The following is a 12,000-nucleotide window of genomic DNA, read 5'->3' on the forward strand; positions in this document are numbered from 1 at the left end:
TCGTCAGGCGGCGAAAAGCCGAAGGCAATCCTGTGCGCCTCGTCAGACAAGATGTGCGGCCGCATCAATCGGGCCCAAAAGCCGCACTCTCACGAATAGGACGGGCTAGCGCCGCCTTGGCGTGCCGCGCGTCTATGCAAATCGCTGGCAATCCTTCCTGTGTCAGTGCGTGGTAAAACCAGACTGACAAGGGGCCCGTCTCGAACACGACGCGTTCCGCGTTCGGTGCACGCTTGCGGATGACCTCGGCTATCAGCCTGGGATCGGATGGGCATTTTCCGCGCCAGATCCGCTTGCCTCCTTTGCGCACCGAGACGAATGTATCTTTCAATGAGACGTCGAGGCCGATAAACTGCTTCATGGTTGTCTCCCGTTTGATGCTGGGCTCGGCGTCGAGTCGAGAGCCCGTACTTCATCCTATCGGGGGGCAACCACCTTAATCCAACGCATCACAACCGCGCCGGCGTTCCCAACCCCGCGATTACCCTATGTAATTGAAAGCTACGCCGAATGGATACTCTTCATCCCCACGAGCCAAATGAAATCGATGCCATACTCGCCCGGAACCAGAGGCCTGCTCAATTTACAGTTTGTCGTCAGTACACGGCTGCGAGACGCAAATGTCGTTGGTGGTAGTATCGCGCCGACGGAAACCATCTCCTTCTTGGCCACTGCGTGGACAAAGGATGCGTACCTTTGCGAACGGCTGACCACGCCGAGCCCACCTGCACGTTGCCTGCCGGCAAGTTATCGCATCGAACGTCAGAGGCTTCGATGCTGCTGGTCCGTTCCGTGTCGTCGCCTTGCCGGCGACTGTTATGCGCTTTCTTCCAATGCCTGGTTGAAAACCGCATGGAGTGTCGCGCGCAATGGCGCCTGCGCGGCCCATGAACCCACAAAGGTGGAATCGGGTTCCAACCCTTTGAGGGTCCATTCCGGCATCGCCTGGCCGTCGAGCGATGCCAGTCGAGGGACCTGGGTGCGCGGCCACTCGATCTCGCAACGGCGAGGGCTGATGGACAGGCCGATGCCGGAGGCCTTCAGCACGGCTTCTTTGCAGGTCCACGTTCGCAACAGCGATGAGCGTCGCGCGCAAGGCGACAGCGCCCGCCAACGCGCGTGTTCCGATTCACTGAGCACCGCGATCGCCATGGAACTGATGTCGCCTCGGCGATCGATCGGCTCGATGTCGACTCCTACCTCCCCACCGCGCGCGATGCCTATCAGGCATCGGCGTCCGCCGTGCGACAGGCTGAAGTGGATCGGCGGCATGAAGCGCGGTAGAACGGTGCGCGGCTTGCCGAAGCGGCCGGTGGCGAAGACCAGATCGACAGCGCTGATGTGGACGTAGGCCTGCAGCAGCTGCCGCAAGGCGGCATGCGCGACGATGTAGCGCCGGCGGCGTTCATCCGCCCGGTGCCCGGCCGCGACCATGCGCTCCGCATCGGAAAGCACCGGCAGCAGCCGGCCGGTGTCGCAGGCACCATCCAGCTCGACCAGCCACAGGTGCACGTCGCCGCGCGCGAGCGCAGGCGCGACATTGGCAGGTCGGGCGGTGGGCCACATCGCGTGCTGTCGTTAGTGAGACATCGCGCTCAGCACCGGCCTGAGCGTCGACACCACGAGGTCGATTAACACCGGCAAAGACCTGCGAAAGTAGAAATGGCCGCCGGGAAGCAGCACGGGCACGGATGCGTGCACGTGGCTTGCCCATCGCTCGAGAAGCTCCGGGCGCACGACGGGATCGTCCTCGCCGCCCAGCAGGGTCGTCGGGCAGGCAAGGCGTACAGGAGCTTCGGGACGATAGGTCTCCAGGATCTCGACGTCCGCCCGCATCGGCTTGATCAACGCGCTCATCATCTCCCGGTCATTGGTCACCGCCTCGGGCAGTCCGCCGTAGTGGCCGATCCGGGCGATGAAGTCAGGGTCGGTCAGCCGCGTCGGTCGAACCGCGCCTGCCGAGACATCCACCGGGACCCACGACGAGACGAAGAGGTGCGAGGGCTTGCGGCGAAGCTGCCGCGTCAGCTCGAAAGCGACTGCGGCGCCGAAGCTGTGTCCGAACAGCGCGAACGGACGGTCGAGGCAAGGCGCCATGGCTTCGAGCAGCTCCGCGATGAGCGCCGGCATGCTGCGGCAGGCCGGCTCGTCGATCCGTTCCTCCCGCCCGGGCAGTTGCACCGGCAGCACATCGATCTCGCGCGGCATGAGCCGGCGCCATTCTTTGAACGCTGAGGCGCCGCCACCGGCGTGATGGAAGCAGAAGAGCGACAAGCGTGCCGCTTCCGAGACACCTCCTAGCGGTAACCACGGCCCTGCCGGCGACCTCATGCTCGTGCACCGATCAGTTGAGCGCGAGCGACTGCGCGATCACGCCTTGGATGAATGGGCGGTCCTCGACGACCCCGAAATGGGCGCCCTGCCGGGTCAGGAGATTGAAGGGCCCGTCCGTTAGATCCGCCCACGCTGCCCCGTCGTCATGGCTCACGTACTCGTCATCCTGGCCGCGAAAGCTCGTGATTGGAATTTGCCAGGGCGTCGCCGGCGTGAAGACATACCGGCTCGCCATCTCGAACTCTGCGCGCACCACCGGCAGCACGAGCTCGCGAAGCTCGGTGATGGACAGCATCTCCACCGTCGCATCGATCCGAAAGTGCCGGAGGATCTCGGCCAGCACAGCATCCGGCTGGCGATAGCTCGGAAGCGTCGGACGGAACGCCGGTAGTTCGAGCAGCGACGAGGCCAGCCGCTTCTCGAAGGGTGCATCGCGGATGAGGCGATGCGGCGGGCGCGACCCAGAGGCGAACAGGTGCAAGGGCACCACGCCCTCGCGCTCGACCAGGGTCCGCGCGACCTCGTACATCGTGAGGCCACCGATGCAGTGGCCGAAGAGCGCGACCGGGCGATCCAAATACTCCCTCAACTGCGGCAACAGGTCTTCCACAAAATCATCGATGCGCGTCAACGGCGCTTCGTTGATGCGCGCCAGGCGGCCCGGAGGCTCGATGGCGAGGATCTCCGCATTGGGTTCGGCGCTCTCGGCCCACCCGCGATAGACGGCTGAGCCGCCGCCGGCGAACGGGAAGCAGATTAACCGATAGCGGGCATCCGGGTTACGTCGGATCTCCACCAGCCATCTGCCTTTCGATGCTTCGGAGTGCCGCGCCGTGGCGACGACGACAGCCGGGGCGGTCCCGCCTTCATGTGTCGCGATCTGCGCGGAGTCGACATTGATCCTGGGCAGCAGCTCGTCGGCCAGCTGCGCCACGCTCGGCCCCTTGAGCATCGTCGCGGCGGCCACGCGCACGCCCAGCGTGGCATCGAGCTGGTTGATCAGCGTGATGGCGATCAGCGAGTCCAGGCCGAGCTCGCGTAGGGGCTGCTCGGGGTTGATCCCGCCGGGGATCTCGAGGATGGAGCGCACGAGCCCCGAAACAACATCGACGAGCACATCCCTTCGGCTATCCGCAGGCGCCGCGGCCAGGCGCGCGAGTATGGCGCCTCGATCGCCCGAAGGCTGCGCGGCCTGGGCCTTCCCGCGAGCCACCGCTTGCAGGAAGGGGGGCGCGCTGGGATACTGCCCGGCCCACAGCGACCAGTCGGTGATCGAGACGACCGCCTGCTGGAGTCGCCGCGCCATGATGGCCTGCAAGGCCTCGATCCCCTCGTCCGCCGGTATGTACCGGGTTCCCCTGGACCTCCAGATAGCCTCGCCGCGTTTGCCGGACTCCGTCGCCAAGCCGGTCTCGGCCCATGGACCCCAGTTGATGACCTGGGCCGGCAACCCGGCGCGGCGGCGGTGCTCGGCCAGGCCGTCGAGGAACGCATTGCCCGCGACGTAGTTCACCTGTCCCATCGACCCCACGACGCTGAGCACCGACGAGAAGAGAACGAAGTGATCGATGTCCAGCCCTCGCGTGGCCTGGTGCAGGAGCCAGCCCCCTAGCACCTTGGGCTGCGTGACTCGGATGTACTTGTCCCACTCCATCTGCAGCAGCACGCCGTCGTCGAGCAGGCCCGCGCAGTGGAATACGCCCTTCAGCCGAGGCATGTCGCTCGCGATGCCGGTGAAAAGGGCGCTCACGTCATCGGGACGCGCGATGTCCGCCGCCTTGACAATCACCTGCGCTCCCTTGTCCTGGAGCTGCTTCAGCACGGCGGCTGCGGCCTCGCCGGGAGGCCGGCGCGCCGTCAGCACCAGGTGGCGTACGCCGCGGCGCTCCACCAGCCAATTCGCCACGACAAGCCCCAGAGCGCCTAGTCCACCGGTGACGAGATATGTGGATTCGGCATCGAAGGACGGTTGGATGACATGGTCGCCATCCGCGGTCAATTGCTCCTGCACGAGTCGGGGCGCGTAGCGCCCGGCGGCGCGCAATGCGATCTCCATTTCGCCATCGCTTCCGAGTAATTCGCCGACTAGGCCGTCCACGTCGCCATCGTCGCCCAGGTCGATCATGCCGCCCCAGAGTTCCGGGTGCTCCAGCGCCGCGACTCGGCCAAGGCCCCAGAGCGATGCGTGCAGCGGATCGCCCCCTGTCGCCTGGGGCTCGGGCGACTGGCTCGCGCGCGTGACGATCCAGACCCGCGGCACTGGCTCACCGCTCTCGGCCCAGGCGGCCAGCATCTTCATGACCTGCAATGCGGTGCGGCAGCAATGCGCTTCGGCCGCCGCTATCTCTTCGACGCTCATCTTGGCGGAGGTCTGCACATCCAGCGCGTGCATCAGCACGACGCCGTGCAGCCCGCCCGGCCGCTTCGCCGCCTTGCGGATTGCGTTGTCCGGATCCGCGGCTTTCTTCCAGCGCCGCGGGTCCTGCACCGTGGCCGAAAGATTCTGCTGGCCCAGTCTCTGGGCCAGCACTTCACCCAGCCCGCCCGACTCGCCGAGGATGAGCCAACCGTTCCTGGGCTCGGCCGCCAGTGCTGCCAACGCCGGCTTCTCGATCCATTGCACAGCGTAGATCGACTGGACGATAGAAGTGGCACTTTCAGGGGCGATGACTCGCTGCGTCAATCGCCTGACGTTTAGGCCGGCCATGAGCGCGACCGCAGTCCCGTCCTCAGTGAAGATCCTGATGTCGACGGTCAATCCGGTTTTTCCGCCATCGCTTTCGCGTAGGCTGCAGACCACCCACGCGCGATCGACGCCGGAGCGATAGATCTCGAATCGCTCGATCGAGATCGGCAGGTAGGTGCCGTCGGATCCCGGCGGCAGGTGGGCCAGGTCCCGATAGTCCGGAATCAGCGCGGGGTAGGTGTGCAGGCAGGCGTCGAGCAGCGCGGGGTGCAGCTCATGCGCCGATGCCCCCAAGTGTGCTGGCAAGGCAACTCTGCCGACCACGGCCCCGTCGCCCTGCCACAGCTCGGCGATCCCGCGGAATCCCGGGCCGTATCCGAAGCCGAGCGGCTCGATCGCGGCGTAATAGTCCTGCGGCGCCACCGCCCGCATGCGTTCGATGCCCAGCGACGTCGCGACAGGCCCCGGCAAGTCTTCCATGCTGCGCGCCTGCAGAGCCTCGATGCGCCCAGCCATGTGCTGCTGCCATTCACCTGTATGGGCAGGGTCGAGGCTCGCAATCTCGGCGACGAGGCCATCGCCATCGCTGGACAGCAATGCCTGGACCACAAGCGAGCCGGCATCGGGAATCACCATCGCCGCGCCGTAGGTGAGCGAGGCGACGGCAACGGCCGCTGAGCCGAGGCGCATCCGTGCGGCCTTAGTCAACGCCACCAATCCGGCCGTCAGGGGCAACACGGCATGGCCGAAGATGCGGTGATCGGTCAGCCAGGGTAGCCGGTCCAGGTCGTACACCGTCTCGAACTGCCAGGCTGGCAGCGGCGACTTCAGGCGCTGCCCCAGCAAGCCTTCCTGTCCCGCGGGCGCGGGCCGGTGCACGCGCTCGATCCAGTAGCGCTCGCGCTCGAACGCATAGGTAGGACCGGACACCCGGCGCCGCGCATACGCTGCATCGAACCCGCGCCAGTCGACCGGGGCACCACTGCGCCACAACGCGCCCACCGCCTGCGCGAGTTGGCTCCATTCCCTGTCCTTGCCGATGGAGCTCAGGTAGCGACGCTCGGCTCCGCCCGCGTCGCCGAGCGTCTGCTGCGCCAGCGACACCAGGGTGGAACCGGGCCCGATCTCAAGGAAGTCGACGATGCCCATCGCAGCCAGCGTGCGCATGCCCTCGACAAAGCGCACCGGCTTCAACGAGTGCTCGCTCCAATGGCGCGGCGTCGGCGCGTCGATCATCTGTACGCCGCTCAGGTTGTCGATCAGCGCGAGCTTGGGCGTATTCGCCGCGTGGCTCGCGGCAAGCGCCTCCAGGTCGCCCAGGATCGGCTTCATGAGGGGCGAATGGAATGCATGCGAGACGGTCAGCTGCTTCGTCTGCACGCCCGCCTGCGCGGCCAGCTCAAGCGCCTCCGCGACCGCCGATGCCGTACCCGATATGACGGTGTTGTCGGGCGAGTTGTAGGCCGCGATGCTGAGGTGGCGCCCGATCTTCCTGCCCAGCAGGGCTTCCACGGCCGGGCCGTTGGCAAACAGCGCCGCCATTGCCCCGCCCGCCGGCAAAGACTGCATCAGCCGCCCGCGCGCGACGATCAGTGCGAGCGCTGCCCCGAGCTCGTAGACGCCGGCCACGCAAGCCGCGACATATTCGCCGACACTGTGCCCGATGACGGCATCCGGCATGATGCCCCATGACTGCCACAGCTGCGCCAACGCCCATTCCACGGCGAAGAGCGCCGGCTGCGTGTACGCGGTCTGGTGGATGAGCTCGTGCCCGCCGAAGATGATCTCCAGCAAGGGCACCTCAAGATGCGGCCGTGACAGCGCTTCGCAGCGTTCGAGCGCGGCGCGAAAGACGGGCTGCGTGCGAAACAGTTCCGCGCTCATCCCCGAGTACTGCGAACCCTGCCCGGTGAACAGGAACGCCAGCGGCCGCCGCCCTGCGCGGATACCCATGGCGTGGGGGGCGACCTGCGTCAGTTGCTCGACCAATTGCTCGCGCGTGCTGCCTATGGCCGTGAAGCGGAAGTCCAGTTGAGCCCGCCCCGTAGCCGCGGTGTAGCACTGATCCGCCAGCAGTTGGCCCGACTTGCTGATGTGCTGGCGCCAGCGCTCGATCTGGCTTCGCAGGGCGGCTTCCGAGCGGGCAGACAACGGCAGCACATGCAACGGGCGATCCGCTTCGGGTACGAGGCGGGGTACCGCCGGGGGCGCCTCCTCGAGGATCGCGAACGCATTCGTCCCGCCAAGCCCCAGCGCATTGACGGCGGCCAGCCTGCGCGAGCCATTGCTCGGCCAGTCGCGAAGCTCGGTGTTCACGAAGAACGGTGTTTCCGCAAAAGCGATCTTGGGATTGGGCGTCTTGAAGTTCAGGCTGGGCGGGATCTTCCCGTGATGCAATGCGAGGGCGACCTTGATGAGGCTGGCCAGGCCCGCGGCCTGCTCCAGGTGGCCGAGGTTGGTCTTGACCGAGCCTATCGCGCAAAAGCCGGTCCGCGTGGTGTCGGTGCGAAACACGCGCGTCAGCGCCTCGATCTCCAGTGGATCGCCGACGACGGTCCCGGTACCGTGCGTCTCAACGTAATCGATGGCATCCGGCGCCACGCCGGCCCGGTCGAACGCCTCCAGCATCGCCTTCGCTTGGCCGCTCACGCTTGATGCCGTGAAGCTGATCTTGGCCGCACCATCGTTGTTGATTGCCGAGCCGCGGATGACGGCGTAGATGTGGTCGCCATCGGCGATCGCATCCTCCACGTGCTTGAGCAAGACGGCCGCGACCCCGCTGCCGAACACGGTTCCCTGCGCGGCCGCGTCGAAGGCCCTGCAGTGTCCATCGGGGGACTGTATGTCGCCCTCGCGGAAGTAGTACCCGCCATGGTGAGGCACCCGAACGCACGCGGCGCCCGCGAGGGCCATGTCGCACTCGCCGCCCATGATGCTGCGGCAAGCCAGGTTGACCGCCACCATCGACGTCGAACAGGCAGTCTGCACGGTCAGGCTCGGGCCCGTCAGGTCGAGTTTGTACGACACCCTCGTCGCGATGAAGTCCTTGTCGTTGCCGATGTGCTCCACTCCGCCGGTCGAGCCCTGCAGGCTCGGGTTCGAGGCGAAATAGCTGCTCACCAGGCCGCCCGCGCCGGCGAAGACGCCCACTGCCCCGTCGAAGCCTTGTGGCCGGTACCCGGCATCCTCGAAGGCTTCCCACGCCACTTCGAGGAACAGGCGCTGCTGCGGATCGGTGACGCGAGCCTCGCGCGGTGAATACTCGAAGAGCCCGGCGTCGAAGTGATCGAAGTCCGCGATCACCGGAGCAGCCTTCACGTACTGCGGGTCGCGCAGCACGGCCGGATCCACGCCCGCCTTCAGCAGGGCGTCGTCGTCGAAGAACGTGATCGACTCGACGCCCTTGGCGAGGTTGCTCCAGAAGGATCGCCAGTCGCTCGCCCCGGGAAGCCGGCAGGCAATCCCGATGATCGCGACGCCCCTCTCGCGGGCAGGCTCCGCGGTCATTGCCGCGACTCCCTTTTCTCGCGCCGGCTCTGGCTTGCGCGCTGCGCCTCGACGAGTTCCTTCACGTCGTGGGCCTGGCCGCCGTTGGCATCGAACAGCCGCCGATAGGCGCCCACGAGGTCATCAACGGTGCGCACCGAGGTGATCGGCACGAGCTTCTGAAATGGATCCGCGCCGAATACCGATTCGAGCTCGAACACGAGCTCCGCCAGGTCCAGCGAGCGTAGCCCCAGGGTCGCGTTGAGCTTGTCGTCGCCCTGCAGGCTCTTCGCGGGAAGACCCCGAAGCTCCATGATGCGGGTGATGGCGGCATGCACCAGGCCGTTCACGTGCGCCGCTGCAATTCCTTCCTTCAGCATGTAATTCCTCCGTCCACGACGATGACTTGGCCGGTCACGAAAGCCGCCAGGTCCGACACGAGAAACTGAACGACATTCGTGATGTCACTGATCTGCGCCATTCGCCCGAGTGGCGTACGCCGGACAATCCGCTCGCGCGCGGCGTCGCTGAGCTCCTTGACCATGTCACTTTCGAAATAGCCGGGAGCCACCGAATTGACCCGGATGCCGCGCGGGCCCAACTCGCGTGCGAGGCTTCGGGTCAGGCCATCAACCGCCGCCTTGGTGGCGCTATAGACCGCGACGCCAGTATGGCCGCGAATCGCATTCACCGAGGAGACGTTGACGATGGATCCCCGGTTCGCGCGAATCATCCACTTGGAGCAGGCCTGCGTCAGCAGCACGGTCCCGCCGAGGTTGAGCGAGATCGTGCGGTCGACATCGGCCTGCCGCATCAGGGTCAGCAAGCCATCAGCGCCGATGCCCGCGTTGTTGACCAGTGCGCCGATGCCTTCCCACTTGCCGCCGACGGCGCCGACGAAGTCGTGGATGGCGGCCGCGTTGGTGCCGTCGACCTGCTCCCAATGGAAGCGGTCATGCTGGGCGGGTTCCGCGGCAAGCGCCTGGATCTGCGGCGTGGGCGAGCGACTGAACGTCGCGACCCGCCTGCCCGAGGCCAGGAAGGCGCGGACCAGGGCTAGACCCAGGCCGCGACTGCCGCCGCTCACGATGACCGGCTCGTCGTGTATCGCGCTCATTGCGCCCCCTCGGCCGAGGCAAAGCGGTTCTTCTTGAACCGGTCGCTGTGATGGTCGACGTCGCTGATGTTGATCTTCACCGGAACCTTGTAGCGTTCGAGCCGAGCTTCGCAGAAGCGGCGCAATCGCGATGCCGCGAGTGTGGTGTCTTCCGGCGCGATCAGGCTTACGCGTGCCGCCACCACCTGCCCGGTGATCGCGTTCGCCTTGGCTGATACCGTCACGTCGCGCACGTTGCCTGCTGCCAGCAAGACGCTCTCGACTTCGTTCGGATAGACCTTCTCTCCGCCCACGTTGATGATTTCCGAGCGTCGTCCGAGGACACGCACGTAGTCGCCATCGGTCTCGACGATGTCCTGCGTGTTGAACCAGCCCTCGGCGTCGAAGGGCGATGCGGCGTTGAGGTATCCGAGCATCGCGGAGCTGGAACGGATCCAGAGAACGCCATCGACGATCTTGTGCTCGAAGCCCTCGCTGCCGAGTTTCATCCACAGCGAGGCCGAGCTCTTCGATTGTGTGGGCATGATGCCGAGCTCGGACAGGCCGTAGGTCTGCTTCAGCTTGACGCGTGGAAACGCATCGTGCAAGGCCGCGAGCGTCGTCTCGGGCATCGGCTCGGTTCCGTAGGTGATCAATTCAAGCGAGGAAAGATCGTGCTCCTTGTAGGCCTCTGATATGAGCAGCATGTTGAGGAACGTGGGACTGGTCGGAAGCAACTGCACGCGATGGTACTCGATGGCTTCACACACCGCGTTCGGTGTCCGGCTCGCGGGCGTCACGACGGTCCCGCCCTGGCCGAGGACGTTGAGCAGGGTGTTGATGCCGCCGATGTGGTCCAGCAGAAGGAAGGCCAGGGTCGTGTATGCGCGTCCAGGCTTCTGTCGCAGCCTCGCGGTGAGCTTCTCGAAGTTCAGCAGCGAAGCCTTGCTGCGGCCGGTGGAACCGGAGCTAAACAGGATCAGCCCTGGTGCGCCTTCGCGGCCCAACTGGGTGATCAGTTCGTGCCGCTGCGACGGCACCGGCCGCTCCTCGAATGTCCACTGGCCATCCTGCGGCAGGACAAAGACACCTTCGACCTGCCCGACCTCCAGGTATTCCTCTGTCTTCGCCGCGCTCGACGACGACAGCGGCACCACGATGGCGCCTATCGCGGCGATCGCAAGAAGCAGTGCGCAGGCCTCCCTGGAATAGTCGCTGCGCACGGCAAGGACCTGCCCCGCGCGGCATCCCAGCTTCGCCAGTTGGGCTTGCCAGTCACGCATCCGTGCCGCAAATTCGTCGTAGTTCATGCTCCCGTCCGAGGTCACCAGGCAATGCCGGTTTCCAAACGATGCGAGCAGAGTCCTGAAGTCCGTTGACATCGCGCGCTCCTTGGAGGAGTGAAGACAAGCCGATCTGGCGGGCTCAATCGCGCGACCAGCCCTGCGCCGCTTGCAGCAAATGCCTCGCGCTCGCGTCGGCCAATTCCGGCACAATGCCGTCGTACCCGCCGGCAGCCGCCAGCATCGAGCGGTACAGGTCGAGCGCCGATTTCTGCGCATCGATGACCATCGTGATCCATGCCCGGGAATTCGACGAAAGCACCTGGACGATGTCGTGGAATTCGCTCATCAACTGGACGTACTGTTGATATCGCGCGCTCGCACTGTCGACGGCCTGGAGGTGCTTTAGCTTGCTTTCTTCTTTGCCTATCATGTTTGTCTCGATAAATCCGGTTTAGGCGGGGGCCGAGCCTATTGAGCAGACGAATCAGAGTAACCTCTCAGTTCTTGCAGCTTGCGCAAGCATCTGACCTCGTTTCCGCAAGATCGCCGAGCAGCGTTCGTGAGGTGTCGGGCCCTCATGCTCGCTCGACACGGTTGGGGAACGCCGTCCTTTGGGCACGCAGCTAATGGTGATTTCGCGGCGCCGAAGCCTTCATCTCGCCTAGGTGGGTACGGGAGCAGAACGAGGCGCACGGCCAAGTGCCGAAATAGAACTACGAGGTGGTGCACGTCCACGGCATACTCTGGGTGCGCGATGACAAGCGTATCGTGCTCGTTGGTGGCACGCCTAACGGTGCCACGAGGCGGCGAACTAGGAAGAGTCGGACTGCGCGCCCGAGTTCACCGGCCTGCTGCGTAACATCGTGAGCACGGAATTTTTGCCGCAAAGCACTGACATTGGCACTCCCATGGTTCGCAGCACTGTCGTCGCTGGAGCGAGAGTTTGCCGCGCTCTATTCGCCGCGGGAGGCCACGCGATGTCCGGCATCGACCCAAGCCGGGCTCTAGTACCCGGAATCAGAGCTGAGTGATACGGCGGCCTTTGAAACGGCGTTGACGGACCTTTTTCTTGGTCCAGACGAAGGGCTCGGCTCTGTCGTTGTATGCGTTGA

At 65.4% G+C, this 12,000-nt stretch carries 7 protein-coding genes and 1 pseudogene; all 8 read right to left on the bottom strand.

Annotated features, from left to right (window positions below; all coding sequences use genetic code 11):
• Positions 1-106: 106 nt before the first annotated feature.
• Positions 107-361: pseudogene (locus QJT78_RS43785) on the bottom strand (IS110 family transposase); the annotation flags it as partial.
• A gap of 455 nt (positions 362-816) precedes the next feature.
• A complete protein-coding gene (locus QJT78_RS43790) occupies positions 817-1,566 on the bottom strand; it encodes a 4'-phosphopantetheinyl transferase superfamily protein (RefSeq protein ID WP_049831998.1) in 750 nt (249 codons plus the stop codon).
• Between the two features lie 12 nt (positions 1,567-1,578).
• Positions 1,579-2,331: an alpha/beta fold hydrolase gene (locus tag QJT78_RS43795; RefSeq protein ID WP_224518135.1), complete on the bottom strand. Its 753-nt coding sequence runs from the start codon at positions 2,329-2,331 to the stop codon at positions 1,579-1,581.
• A 13-nt stretch (positions 2,332-2,344) separates the two neighbouring features.
• Positions 2,345-8,527 (bottom strand): type I polyketide synthase, encoded by a 6,183-nt coding sequence (locus tag QJT78_RS43800; RefSeq protein ID WP_028153765.1) that lies wholly within the window; start codon positions 8,525-8,527, stop codon positions 2,345-2,347.
• Entirely contained in the window at positions 8,524-8,886 is a 363-nt protein-coding gene (locus QJT78_RS43805) for an acyl carrier protein (protein ID WP_049831997.1), read from the bottom strand. The genes QJT78_RS43800 and QJT78_RS43805 overlap by 4 nt, the downstream gene beginning before the upstream one ends.
• Positions 8,880-9,593 (bottom strand): SDR family oxidoreductase, encoded by a 714-nt coding sequence (locus QJT78_RS43810; protein ID WP_210192220.1) that lies wholly within the window; start codon positions 9,591-9,593, stop codon positions 8,880-8,882. The genes QJT78_RS43805 and QJT78_RS43810 overlap by 7 nt, the downstream gene beginning before the upstream one ends.
• Before the next feature lie 26 nt (positions 9,594-9,619).
• The gene (locus tag QJT78_RS43815) at positions 9,620-10,984 is read right to left on the bottom strand and encodes a fatty acid--CoA ligase family protein (RefSeq protein WP_248889852.1); all 1,365 of its coding nucleotides are present in this window, start codon (positions 10,982-10,984) and stop codon (positions 9,620-9,622) included.
• 43 nt (positions 10,985-11,027) lie between these two features.
• Complete coding sequence (locus QJT78_RS43820) at positions 11,028-11,234, bottom strand: hypothetical protein (protein ID WP_155258155.1); 207 nt, start codon at positions 11,232-11,234, stop codon at positions 11,028-11,030.
• Positions 11,235-12,000: the final 766 nt, after the last annotated feature.

The sequence above is a fragment of the Bradyrhizobium sp. Mp27 genome (assembly GCF_029953005.1).
GTDB classification, from domain to species: Bacteria; Pseudomonadota; Alphaproteobacteria; order Rhizobiales; family Xanthobacteraceae; genus Bradyrhizobium; species Bradyrhizobium barranii.

Excerpts from the sequence above, each read along its gene's own strand:
- QJT78_RS43815 (WP_248889852.1), bottom strand. The coding sequence starts at position 10,984 with ATGTCAACGGACTTCAGGACTCTGCTCGCATCGTTTGGAAACCGGCAT.
- QJT78_RS43820 (WP_155258155.1), bottom strand. The coding sequence starts at position 11,234 with ATGAGCGAATTCCACGACATCGTCCAGGTGCTTTCGTCGAATTCCCGG.
- QJT78_RS43790 (WP_049831998.1), bottom strand. The coding sequence starts at position 1,566 with ATGTGGCCCACCGCCCGACCTGCCAATGTCGCGCCTGCGCTCGCGCGC.
- QJT78_RS43795 (WP_224518135.1), bottom strand. The coding sequence starts at position 2,331 with ATGAGGTCGCCGGCAGGGCCGTGGTTACCGCTAGGAGGTGTCTCGGAA.
- QJT78_RS43800 (WP_028153765.1), bottom strand. The coding sequence starts at position 8,527 with ATGACCGCGGAGCCTGCCCGCGAGAGGGGCGTCGCGATCATCGGGATT.
- QJT78_RS43805 (WP_049831997.1), bottom strand. The coding sequence starts at position 8,886 with ATGCTGAAGGAAGGAATTGCAGCGGCGCACGTGAACGGCCTGGTGCAT.